17 protein-coding genes are annotated in these 16,977 nt (G+C 69.0%); 5 read left to right on the top strand and 12 right to left on the bottom strand.

From position 1 onward, the window contains the following. Position 1 precedes the first annotated feature (1 nt). Positions 2 to 670 (top strand): GntR family transcriptional regulator, encoded by a 669-nt coding sequence (locus VAPA_RS26640; protein ID WP_021013099.1) that lies wholly within the window; start codon positions 2 to 4, stop codon positions 668 to 670. A gap of 72 nt (positions 671 to 742) precedes the next feature. Continuing rightward, on the top strand, positions 743 to 1,675 hold the full coding sequence (locus VAPA_RS26635; RefSeq protein ID WP_021013098.1) for a fatty acid desaturase family protein: 933 nt from the start codon (positions 743 to 745) through the stop codon (positions 1,673 to 1,675). An 18-nt stretch (positions 1,676 to 1,693) separates the two neighbouring features. On the opposite strand, the gene VAPA_RS26630 is transcribed toward VAPA_RS26635, so the two are convergent. The 6 genes from VAPA_RS26630 to VAPA_RS26610 form a co-directional block, all read right to left on the bottom strand. Then, entirely contained in the window at positions 1,694 to 2,014 is a 321-nt protein-coding gene (locus VAPA_RS26630) for a hypothetical protein (protein ID WP_021013097.1), read from the bottom strand. A gap of 86 nt (positions 2,015 to 2,100) precedes the next feature. Continuing rightward, the gene (locus tag VAPA_RS34945) at positions 2,101 to 2,271 is read right to left on the bottom strand and encodes a hypothetical protein (RefSeq protein ID WP_021013096.1); all 171 of its coding nucleotides are present in this window, start codon (positions 2,269 to 2,271) and stop codon (positions 2,101 to 2,103) included. 99 nt (positions 2,272 to 2,370) lie between these two features. Further along, positions 2,371 to 3,807 (bottom strand): ATP-dependent RNA helicase DbpA, encoded by a 1,437-nt coding sequence (dbpA, locus tag VAPA_RS26625; RefSeq protein WP_021013095.1) that lies wholly within the window; start codon positions 3,805 to 3,807, stop codon positions 2,371 to 2,373. 90 nt (positions 3,808 to 3,897) lie between these two features. Next, on the bottom strand, positions 3,898 to 4,170 hold the full coding sequence (gene infA / locus VAPA_RS26620) for a translation initiation factor IF-1 (RefSeq protein WP_015867950.1): 273 nt from the start codon (positions 4,168 to 4,170) through the stop codon (positions 3,898 to 3,900). 61 nt (positions 4,171 to 4,231) lie between these two features. Beyond that, on the bottom strand, positions 4,232 to 4,492 hold the full coding sequence (locus tag VAPA_RS26615; protein ID WP_021013094.1) for a hypothetical protein: 261 nt from the start codon (positions 4,490 to 4,492) through the stop codon (positions 4,232 to 4,234). Positions 4,493 to 4,881: 389 nt separating this feature from the next. Continuing rightward, the gene (locus VAPA_RS26610; protein ID WP_021013093.1) at positions 4,882 to 6,129 is read right to left on the bottom strand and encodes an MFS transporter; all 1,248 of its coding nucleotides are present in this window, start codon (positions 6,127 to 6,129) and stop codon (positions 4,882 to 4,884) included. 41 nt (positions 6,130 to 6,170) lie between these two features. Between VAPA_RS26610 and pdxR the strand changes: the two genes are divergently transcribed. Next, entirely contained in the window at positions 6,171 to 7,676 is a 1,506-nt protein-coding gene (gene pdxR, locus VAPA_RS26605; protein ID WP_021013092.1) for a MocR-like pyridoxine biosynthesis transcription factor PdxR, read from the top strand. Positions 7,677 to 7,683: 7 nt separating this feature from the next. Here pdxR and VAPA_RS26600 read toward each other — a convergent pair whose 3' ends face one another. Continuing rightward, a complete protein-coding gene (locus VAPA_RS26600) occupies positions 7,684 to 8,739 on the bottom strand; it encodes a sugar phosphate isomerase/epimerase family protein (protein WP_021013091.1) in 1,056 nt (351 codons plus the stop codon). Positions 8,740 to 8,866: 127 nt separating this feature from the next. On the opposite strand from VAPA_RS26600, the gene VAPA_RS26595 reads away from it, so the two are divergent. Further along, complete coding sequence (locus VAPA_RS26595) at positions 8,867 to 9,754, top strand: gamma-glutamyl-gamma-aminobutyrate hydrolase family protein (protein WP_021013090.1); 888 nt, start codon at positions 8,867 to 8,869, stop codon at positions 9,752 to 9,754. A gap of 32 nt (positions 9,755 to 9,786) precedes the next feature. Here the strand turns inward: VAPA_RS26595 and VAPA_RS26590 are convergent, their stop codons facing one another. The 3 genes from VAPA_RS26590 to VAPA_RS26580 form a co-directional block, all read right to left on the bottom strand. After that, positions 9,787 to 9,969, bottom strand: a complete 183-nt coding sequence (locus VAPA_RS26590) for a hypothetical protein (protein ID WP_041946264.1) — start codon at positions 9,967 to 9,969, stop codon at positions 9,787 to 9,789. A 97-nt stretch (positions 9,970 to 10,066) separates the two neighbouring features. Next, entirely contained in the window at positions 10,067 to 10,939 is an 873-nt protein-coding gene (locus VAPA_RS26585) for an N-formylglutamate amidohydrolase (RefSeq protein ID WP_021013089.1), read from the bottom strand. A 12-nt stretch (positions 10,940 to 10,951) separates the two neighbouring features. Further along, the gene (locus tag VAPA_RS26580) at positions 10,952 to 11,917 is read right to left on the bottom strand and encodes a tripartite tricarboxylate transporter substrate binding protein BugE (RefSeq protein WP_021013088.1); all 966 of its coding nucleotides are present in this window, start codon (positions 11,915 to 11,917) and stop codon (positions 10,952 to 10,954) included. A 112-nt stretch (positions 11,918 to 12,029) separates the two neighbouring features. Here VAPA_RS26580 and VAPA_RS26575 point away from each other — a divergent pair, with 112 nt between their 5' ends. Then, entirely contained in the window at positions 12,030 to 12,953 is a 924-nt protein-coding gene (locus tag VAPA_RS26575; protein ID WP_021013087.1) for a LysR substrate-binding domain-containing protein, read from the top strand. Positions 12,954 to 12,966: 13 nt separating this feature from the next. Here the strand turns inward: VAPA_RS26575 and VAPA_RS26570 are convergent, their stop codons facing one another. Further along, complete coding sequence (locus tag VAPA_RS26570) at positions 12,967 to 13,965, bottom strand: tripartite tricarboxylate transporter substrate binding protein (RefSeq protein WP_021013086.1); 999 nt, start codon at positions 13,963 to 13,965, stop codon at positions 12,967 to 12,969. Next, positions 13,962 to 16,907 (bottom strand): DNA topoisomerase III, encoded by a 2,946-nt coding sequence (locus VAPA_RS26565; RefSeq protein ID WP_021013085.1) that lies wholly within the window; start codon positions 16,905 to 16,907, stop codon positions 13,962 to 13,964. The genes VAPA_RS26570 and VAPA_RS26565 overlap by 4 nt, the downstream gene beginning before the upstream one ends. Positions 16,908 to 16,977 lie beyond the last annotated feature (70 nt).

Below are 16,977 nucleotides of genomic sequence, written 5' to 3'. Positions count from 1 at the left end.
AATGCCCCCCCCGAAGACCGTGCCCCGCCCCCAGCCCAAGCGACGGGCCGCCGACCTCGCCTACGACGCGATCGAGACGCTGCTGTCCACGCTGCAGCTGGAGCCCGGCAGCCAGATCGTCGAAGCCGACCTGGCCGAGCGCACCGGCCTCGGCCGCACCCCGGTGCGCGAGGCGCTGATGCGGATGGTGTCCATCGGCCTCATCGTGCAGCAGCCGCGCCGCGGCCTGCTGGTGTCGACCATCGACCTGGCCGACCACCTCGACGTGATCCAGACCCGGCGCGTGCTCGAACGGCTGATTGCGGCCTGCTCGGCGCGCCGCGCCACCGCGCTGCAGCGCAAGGAGATCGTGCGCTGCGCCGAGCTGATGGTGAAGGCCGCCCACCGCGGCGACCTGAACGACTACATGCAGGCCGACCGCGCGCTCGACTTCGTCAATCACCAGGCGAGCCACAACGATTCGGCGGTGAAGGCGGTGACCCCGCTCATCGTTCAGTGCCGGCGCTTCTGGTACGCGTACCAGCATGAAGGCGAGATCGTGGAAGGCGCGAATGCGCACCTCGAGCTGGCGCAGGGCATCGCGACCGGCGACGAGGCGGCCGCGATTGCCGGCGCCAACCGCCTGATGGACTACCTCGAGCTTTTCGCCCGCAAGATCATCGACAAATAGGCCGAAGGGCCTCGTCCGCTGCACCGGGGAACTACGCGTGATCCGGCGCGGCCTTCGGCGCATACTGGCCCGATGGCCGTCGCACCCCGCGCCCAACCCGAGGACTTCTTCACCACCGAAGAGTGGCAGTCGCTCACCACCCGCTCTTCATGGAAGGGCCTGTGGCTGGTGGCGCACTGCTGGGGCGTCATCGGCGCCGCGATGCTCGTGGGCATCGTCTGGCCGTGGACCGTGCCGCTCATGGTGCCGATCGTCGGCGCGCGGCAGCTGGGGCTCTTCATCCTCATGCACGATGCGGCGCATGCGGGCCTGCACCGCAGCCGCAGGGTCAACGACTGGGTGGGCCACTGGCTGTGCTCGTCCACGCTGCGCGACTACCGGCCCTATCACCTGCAGCACCACCGCTTCGTGCAGCAGACCGGGGACCCGGACCTCGTGCTGTCCGCGCCCTTCCCGATCACGCGCGATTCGATGTGGCGCAAGGTCGTGCGCGACCTGAGCGGCCAGACCTTCTACAAGCAGCGCTTCGGCCACATTGCCGAGGGCATCCGCCATCGCGCACCCGGCGAATCGGCCTGGAAGGCATTGGGGCGGGAACTGGCGAAAGACAGGCGCTTCCTCGTCGGCAACGGGCTCGGCTTCCTGGCCTTCGCGCTGGCCGGGTACGGGTGGGCGTGGCTCCTGATGTGGCTGCTGCCGATGGCCACCTGGCTGCCGCTCGTGAGCCGCGTGCGCAACATCGCCGAGCATGCGCTGGTGGCGCAGAACGAGGCCGATCCGCTGCGCCAGGCGCGCACCACGCACGCCGGCTGGTGCGAGCGCGCGCTGGTGGCGCCCTACTGGGTCAACTACCACTGCGAGCACCACATGTTCACCAGCCTGCCCTGCTGGCGCCTGCCGAAGGCGCACCGCCTGCTGCTGCGCCGGGGCGCCACCGCGCGCATGGAAGTGCAGCCCGGCTACCTGAGCCTGCTGAAGCGCGCCGCCTCGGCCCCGGCCGCCTAGCGGATCGCGGGCGTTGCCTCAGTCTTCGGCCGGCGCCGGTTCGGGCCCGGGCCAGCCCAGCAGCTCGGCCAGCCGCTGCACGATCCAGCCGGCCTCGGCCGCCGACACGCCGGCCTCGGGCGTGGCGAGCCCGGCATGGATGCGCCGCAGGATCTCGCTCTCGATCGGCACCTCGGTGTGGTGCTGGATCTGCGCGTGGCCCACGAGGTGGCTGGCGAGGTCTTCGCAGATCTCGTAGCGTTCGCGCACCACGCCGATCGGCTCCGAGAGGCGCTGGCGCGCATCGCTGTAGACCGCGAAGAACGAGGGCGGAATGAAGATCTGGTTGTCGTCGGACATCGCGGATTGGATTGATGGCTGTCCCAATGACAAAACGCGCCCGAGGGCGCGTTCGTCGTGGCTCTTGCGAGCCTGCGGGGGCTGGATCAGCCGCCCTTCTTGGCGCGCTTGCCGGGGTTCTTCTTGCTGCGCGTGGCGGTGCCGCGTTCCAGGCTGACCTTCTGGCCGCCACCGGACTTGGTCAGGGCGTAGCCGGGCATGGGCGTCGGCTTCGGGGTGGCAACGCGGTCGGCTTCGGTACGAATTTTCTTGGGCATGAAAAGCTCGGGTAAAAAAGTGATGTTCGAGGCTCAATTAGGCCACAGCGGGGATTTTGCCTGCCAGAAGCCGAAGCAACCGGCATGACAGGGTTTCTTTCAGAGCTCCAGCAGGCGCACTTTCACGCTCTTGCCCTTCACGCGGCCGCTCGAGAGCTTGCGTGCCGCTTCGGCCGCAATGGCGCGCTCCACGGCCACGTAGGTCGAGAACTCGTTGACGTTGATCTTGCCGATCTGGTCCTTGGCGTAGCCGCAATCGCCGGTCAGCGCGCCCAGCACGTCGCCGGCGCGGATCTTTTCCTTGCGCCCGCCCACGATCTGCAGCGTGGCCATGGGCGGCGCGAGCGGTGCGCCCTTGGCCGGCGTGAGCTCGGCCAGTTCGTGCCATTCGGATTCGCGGCCCTGCAGCTGCTCGATCTTGCCGACGCTGCCCATCTCGTCCATGCTGGCCAGGTTCAGCGCGAGGCCCTCGGCGCCGCCCTGCTGGCCCACGCGGCCGGTGCGGCCGATGCGGTGGATGTGGATTTCGGAATCGGGCGTCACGTCGACGTTGATCACGGCTTCGAGCTGCGCGATGTCCAGCCCGCGCGCCGCCACGTCGGTGGCCACCAGCACCGAGCAGCTGCGGTTGGCAAACTGCACCAGCACCTGGTCGCGCTCGCGCTGCTCCAGCTCGCCGAACAGCGCCAGCGCGCTGAAGCCCTGGCCCTGCAGCACCTCGACGAGGTCGCGGCACTGCTGCTTGGTGTTGCAGAAGGCCAGCGTGCTCACGGGGCGGAAATGGTCGAGCAAGAGGCTCACGGCATGCAGCCGTTCGCTTTCCTTCACCTGGTACCAGCGCTGGCGGATCTTGCTGCCTTCATGCTGTGCCTGCACCGTGATCTGCTGCGGGCTCTTCATGAACTGCTGCGCGAGCTTGGCGATGCCTTCGGGGTAGGTGGCCGAGAACAGCAGCGTCTGGCGCTCCTTGGGGCACTGGCGCGCCACCTTCACGATGTCGTCGAAGAAGCCCATGTCGAGCATGCGGTCGGCTTCGTCGAGCACCAGCGTGTTGAGTGCCTCGAGGTTCAGGTTCTCGCGCTCCAGGTGGTCCATGATGCGGCCCGGCGTGCCCACCACGATGTGCGCGCCGTGCTCCAGGCTGGCAATCTGCCCGCGCAGCGCGACGCCGCCGCAGAGCGTGACCACCTTGATGTTTTCCTCGGCGCGCGCCAGGCGGCGGATTTCGGTCGTGACCTGGTCGGCCAGTTCGCGCGTCGGGCACAGCACCATCGCCTGGATGGCGAAGCGGCGCGGGTTCAGGTTGGAAAGCAGCGCCAGCGCAAAGGCGGCGGTCTTGCCGCTGCCGGTCTTGGCCTGCGCGATCAGGTCCTTGCCGAGCAGCGCCGGCGGCAGCGCGGCCGCCTGGATCGCCGTCATCTGCGTGTAGCCGAGCTGCGTGAGGTTGGCCAGCATCTGGGGCGAGAGCGCCAGCGTGGCAAAGCCGTGGTCGGCCTGGGCCTGGGGGCCGCCGGCTGTGGAAGGGGATGTGGTCATCGTTTTGCAGCCGAACGGCCGCAACAAAAACAAAGGCCTCGCCAAGCGCCCGCCGCGGGGCGCTTGCCAAGGCCCTTCGTCCGTCGCGGATCAGCGGCGAGGTGCGTTGTTGTTGCCGGAGTTGGTCGGCGGCGGGCCGCGACGCTCCAGGTGGCGGAAGGTGATACGGCCCTTGGTCAGGTCGTAGGGCGAGAGTTCGAGCGACACCTTGTCACCCGCCAGGATGCGGATGTGGTGCTTGCGCATCTTGCCGCCGCTGTAGGCGATCAGCTGATGGCCGTTGTCGAGCGTCACGCGGTAGCGCGAGTCGGGCAGGACTTCGGTCACTGCGCCGTTCATTTCGATCAGTTCTTCCTTGGGCATGGGTGATTACCTCTGAATTCTCGTTCGATGTGTGTTGGAGATGAAGATGGGCGTGATTGTTTCAGCCCGCGCACGGCAAGGCGAGCGGCGCACGGCGGGGGTGGCGTTCGCGCACCCAGCCGAGGCCCTGGGCGACGGCATAGCGCGCCGCGGCGGCGTGGCTGGCAAAGCGCGGCGTGAAACGCATCACGCGGTCGTGCATGCCGCTGCCCCGGCCGGAGCGGATCGAGACGGACGCGGCGAAATTGCCGTCGTCCTGGTGGCGAATGAGCGGGGAAACAAGGTACTTGCCCACCGCGATACTGTGTTGAATGATGTCCATGAAGCCTTGGCACCGTGCGCAAGAAGTGTGCGCAAAATGCCGAAAAAATAATTGAAAACGGGCGTGGGCCGGCCGGAATGGCGCGGCGGACGCGCTATTCGCTTCAACAAGAACGAAGGCAGTGGTGGCAATCATGGGCGCCCGGTCTGGCGCTCCAACACACTGTGAAGCCGGCTGAAAGTGAAGGGGCCTGAAAAATCCAAGGGACAGTACAGGTCAGCCGGCGTAAGGACGAAGTGCTTCGTCGTGGTATCGAAACGAACCCGCCATTATAGCTTGACGGGCATGACAGTTGCTCGTCTTAAAAGCGAGCCCGGGCAGGATCGTGCCGCAAGGGACGGTCGCTCCTGCGATGCTTGCTATTGAAAACATAGCGAAACATGGTGCTGTCAGGCCGTCAGCGGTGATGTCGACGATGAAAGCGCGGCCCGCGACTTGTGGGCTGTGCGCAACATCAGGCCCAGTCCCGTGAGCTGGCAGGCTGCGCCGACCCAGCCCACTGCGCTCACGCCGACCAGTTCGATCACCGCGCCGCCCAGCGCCGAGCCTGCCGCGATGCCGAGGTAGACCGCCGAGGCGTTGAGCGACAGCGTCATCGGCGCGCGGTCCGGCGCCAGCCGGATCAGCCGCACCGCCTGCGCCGGGCCGAAGCCCCAGCCCGCGAAGCCCCAGAGCGCCGACAGCCCGACGACCAGCGGCAGCGCCAGGCCGCGCGGCAGCATCTGCGCCGAGAACGAGAGCCCGCCCAGGATCAGCACCAGCATCAGCGCGAAGCCCTGCGCCACGCGATCGGCACCGAAGCGGTCGGTGGCCCACCCGCCGGCCGCGGTGCCGATGGCGGCCGCCACCCCGATGGCGCAGAACACGGCGCTCACGCCCTCTGCGCCGAAGCCCAGCGTGCCCGCCAGGAACAGCGCGATGTAGGTGTAGAAGCTGAAGCCGCCGGTGGCCCACAGCGTGGTGGTCAGCAGCGCCGGCAGCACGCCGGGTTCGCGGGTCACCGAGAAGGACGGCATGCTGCGCGCGGCGGCCGATGCCGGTGCCCGGCCGCGCGGCAAACCGATGGCCAGGCCCCAGGTCGCCAGCGCCGCCACTGCGGCGATCAGCAGGTAGGCCGTGCGCCAGCCGCCCCAGCCCGCGATCCAGGCGCCCAGCGGCACGCCGAGCGCGACCGCCACCGTACCGCCGCCGGTCACGATGGCGAGCGCCCGGCCGCGCAGCGCCGGCGACACCATGGCCGCCGCCACTGCGCTCGCGGTCGGCAGGAACACGCCCGCCACCAGGCCCAGCGCAACCCGCGCCAGCGCCAGCTGGGCGAATCCCTGCGCCATCGAGGCGGCCAGCGTGAGGCCCGAGAAGGCCGCGAGGCTGGCGATCAAAAGGGGCCGCCGGCCGAAGCGTGCGCACAGCGCGGCCATCGGCGGTGAGCCGATGGCGTAGCTCAGCGCGAACAGCAGCACCAGCTGCCCGGCGCGCGTGGCGCTCACTTGCAGGTCGGCCGCCAGCGCCGGCAGCAGGCCGGCGACCATGAAGCTTTCGGTGCCGATGGCGAAGGCGCCGAGCGCGAGCCAGGCGAGGCCGAGGGGCAGGCGTTCTGCGGGCTGCGGCTGCGGGGCAATGCTGGAATCGGTGTTCATGGCGGGACTCCGGTGAGCGTGCTGAGGCCTTCAGAATAGGCTTGCAGGCGGCTCTTCAAAAGAACCACAATTGGCAAGATTCATGGATCCACTTTTTCGAGCTCGCCATCCGCCTGCCGGGCGCCGGCTCGCGCAATCTGCTGCGCGAGCTGCACCGTCAGCTGCGCGTCGCCATCCTCGACGGCCGGCTGCAGCCCGGCGCGCGCCTGCCCGCCACGCGCGCGCTCGCGCAGCGCCTGGGCGTGTCGCGCAACACCATGCTCGCGGCCTACGACCTGCTGCTGAGCGAGGGCTACCTGCTGGCGCGCCCCGGGGCCGGCACTTACGTGGCCGACACGCTGCCGCCGTCGCGCCGCGGCCGGCCTTCCCGCACGGGAAGCGCGGCGGGCCGGCGCGACCCGCGGCTGGTACCGCTGAACGTGCCCGGCGCCGACCTCGCGCCCACGCTGCAGCCCCAGCGGTCGCGCGACGACTTCCGCGTCGGCCTGCCCGACATCGGCGCCTTTCCCTTCGACATCTGGCGCCGCCTGTCCGACCGCGCGCTGCGGCGCCTGGCGCGCGAGCCGGCCGACTACGCCGACCCGCAAGGCCAGGCCGCATTGCGCGAGGCGATCGCAAAGCACGTGTCGTTCACGCGCGCGGTCGGCTGCACCGCCGGCGACATCGTGGTCACGGCCGGTGCGCAGCAGGCCTTCGGGCTGCTTTCGCGCATCCTCGTTGTGCCGGGGCGCACGGTGGTCGCGGTCGAGCAGCTCTTCTATCCCTCGCTGCGCGAGGCGATGACGGCCGCGGGCGCCAAGGTGGTCGCCGTGCCGACCGATGTCGAGGGCCTGTGCGTGGACCGCCTGCCGTCCGAGGCGCGCGTGATCTGCGTGACGCCCTCGCACCAGTTCCCCACCGGCGTCGCGATGTCGCCGCAGCGGCGCGCGGCGCTGCTGGCCTTCGCACGCGCACGCCATGCGGTCGTGATCGAGGACGACTACGACAGCGAATTCCGCTTCGCCGGCCGCCCGCTCGACGCGCTGCAGACGCTCGACCGCGCCGAGTCGGTCTTCTATGTCGGCACCTTCTCGAAGAGCCTGTTCCCCGCGCTGCGGCTCGGCTTCGTGGTCGCGCCGCCGTGGGCGCGCGCGGCGCTGGTGCGTGCGCGCGAGCTGGCCGACTGGCATGGCCCGGTGCTGGAACAGGAGGCGCTGGCCGCCTTCATTGCCGAAGGGCACCTGGCGCGGCACATCCGCAAGATGCGCAAGATCTACGGCGCGCGCCGCACGGCCTTGCTCCAAGCGCTGGTGCGCCATGGCGCAGGCCGGCTCGAAGCGATTCCGTCCAACGCGGGGCTGCACCTGTCGGCCTGGCTGCGCGGCGACACGCGGGCCGACACGGTGGTCGAGCGCGCCGCGGCAGCGGGCATCACGCTGCCGCCGCTGTCGCGCTTCGCGCTGGACCCGCAGGCACCCGGCGTGCCCAACGGCCTTGCGTTCGGCTACGGCCTGATCGGCGAATCGCAGATCGACGGCGCGGTCCGGCGGCTCGCGGCGCTGCTCTGAAGGGGCTTCAGCCGATCCCGAGCATCCGCCGGTTCGCGGCCACGTCCACGCCGCCCGCCGCGAAGTCGTCGAAGGCCCGGTCGGCCACGCGGATGATGTGGTCGGCGATGAAGGCGGCCCCTTCGCGCGCGCCGTCCTCGGGGTGCTTGATGCAGCACTCCCATTCGAGCACCGCCCAGCCGGGGAAGTCGTACTGCGCCATCTTCGAGAAGATGGCCTTGAAGTTCACCTGCCCGTCGCCCAGCGAGCGGAAGCGGCCCGCCCGGTTGATCCAGCTCTGGAAGCCGCCGTACACGCCCTGCTTGCCGGTCGGGTTGAACTCGGCGTCCTTCACGTGGAAGATCTTGATGCGCTCGTGGTAGTGGTCGATGTAGGCCAGGTAGTCGAGCTGCTGCAGCATGAAGTGGCTCGGGTCGTACAGCAGGCAGGCGCGCGGATGGTTGTTCACGCGCTCCAGGAACATCTCGTAGCTCACGCCGTCGTGCAGGTCTTCGCCCGGATGGATCTCGTAGCCCACGTCCACGCCCGCCGCGTCGAAGGCATCGAGGATCGGGCGCCAGCGGCGCGCGAGTTCGTCGAAGGCCTCCTCGATGAGTCCCGGCGGGCGCGGCGGCCACGAGTAGAGGTACGGCCAGGCCAGCGCGCCCGAGAAGGTGGCGTGCGCCGTGAGCCCCAGGTTGGCCGAGGCCTTGGCCGCGAAGTGCAATTGCTCCACCGCCCATTGCTGGCGCCGCACCGGGTCGCCGCGCACCTCGGGCGCCGCGAAGCCGTCGAAGCCCGCGTCGTAGGCCGGATGCACCGCGACCAGCTGGCCCTGCAGATGGGTCGACAGCTCGGTGATCTCGAGGCCGTGCCCGGCGAGCGTGCCCTTGACCTCGTCGCAGTAGGTCCTGCTCTCGGCGGCTTTCTTCAGGTCGAACAGGCGCGCGTCCCAGCTCGGGATCTGCACGCCCTTGTAGCCCAGCCCGGCGGCCCAGCCGGCAATGCCGTCGAGCGAATTGAACGGGGCTTCGTCCCCGGCGAACTGGGCCAGGAATATGGCCGGGCCCTTGATCGTTTTCATGGCTTGTCTTCCTTCTTGGTCGTGGCGGCGTTGAAAGCATACTTGGCGTGTCGTCCGACCCCGTGCGAGAGGCCAAAGCGTCACAATGGACTTTCCTTTTCGCACAGCACGCCCTGCTCGTCCCGCGATGCCGCAACCAGTTTCCGCCCGGCTGAAGATCGGCTTGTCCGCCTGCTTTTCCCATGCCGATCCGGCGCGTTCGCTCTTCACCAACAAGACGCTGCAGTACGTCGAGCAGTCCATCGCGCACTGGCTCATGTCGGCCGGTGCCATGGTGGTGATGGTGCCTTGCCCCACGGGTGAAACCGCCCGCGGCGACACCAAGCTCTCGCACTACGCCGAATGGCTCGACGGCGTCGTGATGCACGGCGGCGCCGACGTCTGGCCCGGCAGCTACGGCGAGGTGCCGCTCAAGGACGCATGGGTGGGCGACCGCATTCGCGACCTGTACGACCTGGCCTTGGTCGAGGCCTTTGAACAGGCCGGCAAGCCCATCTTCGGCGTCTGCCGCGGGCTGCAGCTGATCAACGTTGCCTTCGGCGGCACGCTCTACCAGGACATCGAGGCGCAGCACGAGCACCCCGAAACCGTCCGTCACCGCGACCCGGTGACCTACGACCAGAACTTCCACCAGATCGAGATCGTGGAGGGCACGCGCCTGGCCAAGCTCTATCCCGAGGTGAAGACCGCCAAGGTCAACAGCATCCACCACCAGGGCGTGAAAGACCTCGCGCCGGGTTTCGAGATCGAGGCCTGGAGCCTGCCCGACCGCGTGCCCGAGGCCATCCGCCGCAGCGCCGACAAGGGCCGCAGCTACATCGCCGCCACGCAGTGGCACCCCGAATTCCACAAGTACGGCAGCACCGAGACGGTGGACGACACGCCGATCCTGCACGACTTTCTGTGGGCTTGCGCCACCGCGAAGGTCGCGCCGCGTACCGTGCCGGATGCAGGGCACGGCCGGATCCGCGACCGCGCGGCGCGGGTGCTGCGCCAGGCGCTGCTGCGGCGCTGACGGGCGACGGACTGGCGATTGGCCGGCGCTGGCTAGCGCCGCTCGGAACGGTTCGTGTTGCCGCTGACGCCCGCATCGATGGTGCCGAACACCGTGACGCCGCTGCCCGACGACGAGGTGGCACGGTCGCTGTTGCCTGCCGACCCTGCGCCGGCGCAGCCCGCCGCCAGGGCGCCCATCGCGATGGCAAGAACAGCTGCAATGAATGGCTTCACGGAAAACTCCAGGCAATGGTGAGACTTGCGGCCACTATAGGCCGGCGCTTTTCCGGCCCTGTAACAACACACCCGCCGGCGGCAGGGTTGTTGTCGATCAGCGCGGATCGGTCGCCAGCAGCATCGCCACCATCGACTGCAGGTCCTGCCGCAGCCGCGCCGCGCCCGCTTCGTCCAGCGCCAGCGTGGCCTCGTCCATGTAGAGCTTGCGGTTGACCTCGACCTGGATGCTGTGCCGGTGCCCGGCCGGCCGGCCATGCCGGCGCACCAGTTCCACGCCCTTGTAGGGGTGGTTGTAGTCCACGCTGTAGCCGCGCGCGCGCAGGTGCTCGCAGATCCTTTGCGACAGCGCCGGGTCGGCGGTGCTGCCGTCGCGGTCGCCGATCACGAAGTCCGCATGCACGAGCCCCGGGAAATCGGTGGCATGGCTGCCCGCAATCGCCGGCATCGAGTGGCAGTTGATGTGGATGCTGTAGCCGTGCCGCGCATGCGCCGCGTCGATGGCCTCGGCCACCGCCGCGTGGTAGGGCCGCCAGCAGTTGTCGATGCGCCCGCGCACCTCGTCCACGCCGAGCAGCCGGTCGTAGATCGGCAGGCCCTCGTCGGTGAGCTTCCAGACCAGGCCCTTGCCGAGGCGCACCTTGGAAAGCACGCGCGGGTCGGTCGACAGGGGCTCGCTCCAGGGGCCGTCGAGCAGCGCGGTGTCCAGCTCGGTGGTGTCGCGGTTGGCGTCCAGGTAGCTGCGCGGAAAGTGCGCCTCGATCCACGCCGCGCCCATGGCGGGCGCAAAGGCATAGAGCTTCTCGACGTGCGTGTCCTCGGCCCGACGCAGCGTGGCCAGGTCGCACACGGGCCGGAAGTCCTCGGGGTAGACGGTGCCGCTGTGCGGCGAATCGAGCACCAGCGGCGTGTGCCCGGCGACGCTGGTCACCTGGGCGCGGGTTTGGATGAGCTTCAGAACAGGATGCATAGGCAGGCGAGATCAGTCCAATCGGATGCGGGCGAAGGCGGCGACTTTTTTCATCTTCTCGATCTCGCTGTCGATCTGCTTCGCGAACTCGGCCGGCGTGGTGCCCGACGCGTAGAGCCCCTGCAGCGCCAGGCGCTCGCGCACCGTGCTGTCCTTCAGCGCCGTGGCCACGGCCTGCTGCATGCGCAGCGCGATGTCGGCCGGCGTGCCGGCGGGCGCCACCAGCCCGAACCACGACGGATCGTTGTTGGCCGGATGGCCGAGCTCGCGGTAGGTCGGCACTTCGGGCAGCACGTCGAGCCGGCTGCTCCAGGACACGGCCAGCGCCTTCAGCTTGCCCGCCTTCACGTGCGGCAGCGACGAGGCCACCTGGTCGAAGTACACCGGCACCTCGCCCGCGAGCACGTCGTTGATGGCCGGGCCCGCACCGCGATAGGGGATGTGCACCATCGAGGTTCCGGTGCTGCTCTTGAAGAGTTCGCCCCACATGTGGCCGATGGTGCCGTTGCCCGGCGATGCGTACGACACCTTGCCCGGATTGGCCTTCAGGTACTTCACGAGTTCCGCGAAGCTGTTCACCGGCAGGACGCGCGGGTTGATGACGACCACGCCCGGCGCCTTCACCAGCTCGGTCACGGCGACGAAGCCCTTGACCGGGTCGTAGGGCAGCTTCTGGTACACGGCCGGGTTCACGCCGTGCGTGGAGAGCGTGGCCACGCCGAACGAGAGGCCGTCCGGCGCCGAGCGGGCCACTTCGGCCATGCCGATGGAGCCGCCGGCACCGGCGCGGTTGTCGATGACCACGGGCTGCTGGAGGATCTTGGCCAGCGGCTCCGACAGCACGCGCGCCGTGATGTCGGTGGCGCCGCCGGGCGGGAAGGGCACGATCATGCGGATCGGCTTGCCTTGCTGGGCAAAGGATATTCCAGGAGCGACAGAAACAGCGGCCAGGGCGGAAAGAAGATGACGACGTTGCATGGGGATTTTTCCAATGGGACGGAAGTAATGAAGCAAAAGTTGCTGCGTCACTTGAAGCAAAGGATAGACCAGCTAACATTCTGATTTGGAATGTTTTAATGGGCATCCCGCCATGTCGCTCCGCCGCCTCAATCCGCCGCTGAACCTGCTGCGCGCCTTTTCCACCGTGGTGCGCTTCGGCGGCGTCTCGCGCGCCGCCGAGGCGCTGCACCTGACGCAGGGCGCGGTCAGCAAGCAGGTGCAGGAGCTGGAGCGCTGGATCGGCGCGCCGCTGTTCGAGCGCAGCCGCAAGCGGCTGGCGCTCACGCCCGCGGGCGAGCGCTACGAGAAGGCCGTGCGCGCCGTGCTCGCGCAGCTGGAGGCGGCCACGCTGGAGTTCATCACCAGCGACGACGGCGGCGGCGCGCTGCATCTGTCCACCCTGCCCACCTTCGGCGCCAAGTGGCTGATTCCGCGCCTGCCCGATTTCCAGCGCCTGCATCCCCAGATCACGCTGCATTTCGTGCCCTTCGTGCACGGCTACGACTTCGAGCGGCCCGAACTCGACTGCGCCATCCTGTTCGGCGACGGCCACTGGCCCGGTGCGCGCTCGCACTACCTCGCGGGGCAGGACGTGGCGCTGATCGCGCCGCGCGCGGAGCTGGCCGAAGCCGCCATCCGCACGCCGCAGGACGTGGCGCGCTGCACCTTGCTGCGCCACGTGACGGTGCCGCAATCGTGGCTGCAATGGAGCGAGGCGCATGGCGTGCGCGGGCTCGATCCGCTCGCCGGCCCGCAGTTCGACCAGTTCCAGACCATGATCCGCGCGGTGATGGTGGGCATGGGCGTGGCGCTGGTGCCGCGCTGCCTGGTGCAGGACGAAATCGCCTCCGGGCTGGTCGACGAGCCGCTGCCGGGCGGCGGCTACCGCGGCGACCAGGGCTACTGGTTCTGCTACCCCGAGGGCCGCGGGCAACTGGCCACGCTCGACCACTTCCGCCGCTGGCTGCTGGCGGATGCCGATCGCAGCGCGGAAACGCCGCCGGCCCTCGCCTGACCGGCCCCGTGGGCTACTCGGGCTTGGCGCCCGAGGCCTTCACTGCGCCGCCCCAGCGCTGGATCTCGTTCGCCACGAAGCGGTCGAACTCGGCGCCCGTGGTGGGCGCGGGCTCGGAGCCCCGGTCGCGGATGAAGCGCGCCATCTGCTCGCTCTTCAGGATGTCGGTCACTTCCTGGTTCAGCCGCGCCGTGATCTCGCCCGGCGTGCCGCGCGGCGCCATCAGGCCGAGCCAGCCCACGGCCTCGAAGTCCCTGGTGCCGGCCACGCCGCTTTCGCGCACGGTGGGCACGTCGGGCAGCTGCGAGGAGCGCTTGGCCGAGGTCACCGCCAGCGCAATCGCCCTGCCCGCCTTGATGTGCGGCAGCGCGGCCGTCACCGAGTCGACCATCAGCGGAATCTGGTTGCCCAGGAAGTCCGACTGCGCCGGCCCGCTGCCGCGGTACGGAATGTGGGTGATGAAGACACGCGCGGCCGACTTGAACATCTCGCCCGACAGGTGCTGCGTGCCGCCGATGCCCGCGCTCGCATAGCTCAGCCTGCCGGGCTCGGCCTTGGCGCGCGCGGCCAGCTCGGCCATGCTGCGGATGCCGCTTTCGGGCGTGGCCAGGAACACCAGCGGCACCGTGGCGACGAGCGAGATGCCCACCAGGTCCTTGCGCGGGTCGAAGCCCGGCTTGGCGTAGAGCGTCTGGTTCACCGCCATCGCACTGCCGGCCACCACCAGCGTGTAGCCGTCGGGCGGCGAGCGCACCACGAAGTCGGTGCCGATGTTGCTGCCGGCACCGGCCTTGTTGTCCACGATCACCGGCTGGCCCAGCCGCTTGCCGAGCTGCTCGGCCAGCGCGCGCGCGAAGATGTCGGTGGCCTGCCCGGGCGGGAACGGCACCACCAGCTTCACGGGCCGGTCGGGCCACGCCGCGGCCTGCGCCAGGCCGGCCGTGCCGGCAAGCAGCAACGCCGCGGCGCCGGCAACCAGGCCGGCGGCGAAATGCCTGCGCCCCGCCCTCATGGCGCCGAGAGGTGCTTGCCCACGATGCCCGCGAGCTCGAACATCGTCACCTGGTCCTTGCCGAACACCGGCTTGAGCTTGGCGTCGGCATTGATCGCGCGCTTGTTGGCCGCGTCCTGCAGGCCGTTGGCCTTGATGTAGTCCCAGAGCTTCTTGATGACCTCGGTGCGCGCCACCGGTTCGGCGCCGATCACCGCGGCCAGCGAGTCGCTGGGCTTCAGGCCCGCACCGGGCTTGCGCGGCGCCGCGGCCTTCTTCGCGGCCGGCGCCTTCTTGGCGGCGGGTGTCTTCTTCGCCGCCACCTTCTTGGCCGCCGCGGTCTTGCCGGCGGCCGGCGCCTTGCCGAAGGTCTTGCGCGGCGGGAACTTGCTGCCGCCTTCGCGCGGCGCGAATTCGAAGGTCACCTTGCCCTCCTCGGCGTTCCAGGTCAGGAAGGCCTTGAAGGCGCGGCGCGTGCGCATGCTCACGAACTTGTCGAGCAGGTCGGTCTTGCCGGTGGCGAGCAGCTTTTCCATCTGCGCGCGCTCCACCGGCTGCTGCAGGATGATCTTGCCGGTCTTGAAGGTGCAGCTCGGCGTCGGCTGCGCGGTGGTGGGCACCGACTTCTCGCAGACGTAGTTGCTGCCGTGCTCGAACACCGGCGCGCCGCAGACCGGGCACGGGCCCACCGTGTCCTGCTCGCTGAAATCGACGATCTCGCCGGTGTCGGCGTTCTTGTCGTCGCCGAAGTCGAACTCCAGCTTCCAGTTCTTCGCCTCTTCGTCGTACTTGAGGACGATCTCGGACGTGAACGGCCAGCCGGCCTTGGAGCGAAAGCCCTCCAGCGGGCCGATGTGCTTGTCGCGCAGCAGCACTTCCGCCTCGGCCACCTCGAAGGTGCGCCCCGCCGGCGACTTGCCGAACGAGAAGCCGCAGGGTTCCTGCCCCGCCTTGCCGGTGCAGCTGTAGCGGCGGTAGTTCTCCTTCACCACGCCGCCGCAGTTGGGGCATGGGGTCGACAGCGTCGCGTAGTCGCCCGGCACGGTGTCGCGGTCGTATTCCTTCGCCTTCTTGACGATGTGCTGCGTCATCTCGGCGATCTCGCGCATGAAGGCGTCGCGGCTCAGCGCGCCCTTCTCCATCTGCGCCAGCTTGTATTCCCACTCGCCCGTGAGCTCGGCCTTGGAGAGTTCCTCCACGCCCAGGCCGCGCAGCAGCGTCATGAGCTGGAAGGCCTTGGCTGTCGGGATCAGCTCGCGGCCTTCGCGCAGCATGTACTTCTCGGTGATCAGGCCTTCGATGGTGGCCGCGCGCGTGGCTGGCGTGCCCAGGCCCTTCTCCTGCATGGCCTCGCGCAGCTCGTCGTCGTCGATGGTCTTGCCGGCGCCTTCCATCGCGCCCAGCAGCGTGGCTTCCGAATAGCGTGCCGGCGGCCGGGTCTTCAGCGCCTTCAGGTCGGCCGATTCGGTCTTCACCGTCTCGCCCGGCTTCACCACGACCAGGTTCTTGCCGTCCTTCTCGTCGTCGTCATTGATGGCTTCCTTGCCCCAGATGGCGAGCCAGCCCGGCTTGACCAGCACCTTGCCGTCGCTGCGGAAGGGGTACTTCTTGCCGCCGGTTTCCACCGTGCTGATGCGGGTGGTCACCTGGAATTCGGCGCTCGGGAAGAACACCGACAGGAAGCGGCGCACCACGAAGTCGTAGAGCTTCTGCTCGGCGTCGGAGAGGCCGCTCGGCGCCTGCAGCGTGGGAATGATGGCGAAGTGATCCGACACCTTGGCGTTGTCGAAGATGCGCTTGTTCGGCTTCACGTAGCTGCCGTCGACCGCCTGCTGCGCGAAGGGCGCCAGGTGCTTCATGCCGCTGGCGGCGAGCATCTTCATGGTGTCCTTCACCACCGGCAGGTAGTCTTCGGGCAGCGCGCGCGAGTCGGTCCGCGGATAAGTCAGCGCCTTGTGGCGTTCGTACAGGCTCTGCGCCAGCGCCAGCGTGGTCTTGGCCGAAAAGCCGAAGCGGCCGTTGGCCTCGCGCTGCAGCGAGGTCAGGTCGAACAGCATCGGCGAGGCCTGGGTGGTGGGCTTGCTTTCCTCGGTGACGGTGGCGGGCTTGCCGCGCGCCGCATCGGCAATCTCGCGCGCCTCGCGCTCGCTCCACACGCGGTCGGCGCGGATCTCCGCGTCGGCCGTGCCGTCGGGGCCCGGCGGCGGCTTCTTGAAGTTGGCGTCGAACCACTTGCCGGGGTACTGGCCGGCCTCGGCCTGGAACGCGCCGTGGATTTCCCAGTAGTCGCGGCTCACGAACTTGCGGATCTTCTCCTCGCGCTCGACCACCACCGACAGCGTGGGCGTCTGCACGCGGCCCACCGTCGTCAGGAAGAAGCCGCCGTCGCGCGAATTGAAGGCCGTCATGGCGCGCGTGCCGTTGATGCCCACCAGCCAGTCGGCCTCGGAGCGCGAGCGCGCGGCGTCGGCCAGGCCCTGCATCTGCTTTTCGGTGCGCAGCGCGTCGAAGCCGTCGCGGATGGCCTGCGGCGTCATCGACTGCAGCCACAGGCGCTTGACCGGCTTGTTCAGGCCGGTCTTGCCGCCCGCGTACTGCTCGATCAGCCGGAAGATCAGCTCGCCCTCGCGGCCCGCGTCGCAGGCGTTGATGAGTTGTGTCACGTCCTTGCGCTTGGCCTGCTTGACCACGGCGTTCAGGCGCGTCTTGGTCTTGTCGACCGGCTTCAGGTCGAAATGAGGCGGAATCACCGGCAGGTTCGCGAAGCTCCACTTGCCCCGCTTGACGTCGAACTCCTCGGGCGCCTGGATTTCGACCAGGTGGCCGACAGCGCTGGTCACGACATAGCTGTCGTTCTCGAAATGCTCGTCATGTTTGTCGAACTTGCCGGCCACCGGCGTGAGTGCACGGACGATGTCCTGTGCCACCGACGGCTTTTCTGCGATTACCAAAGTCTTTGTCATCTGAGGGCTCTCTATACTCTGCGGCTTCCCGCGTGTGCACACGCGCACACGCGCATGTGTGCATATTCAA

The organism is Variovorax paradoxus B4, from assembly GCF_000463015.1.
Lineage (GTDB): Bacteria > Pseudomonadota > Gammaproteobacteria > Burkholderiales > Burkholderiaceae_C > Variovorax > Variovorax paradoxus_E.
This window is presented reverse-complemented; position numbering and strand designations above follow the sequence as displayed.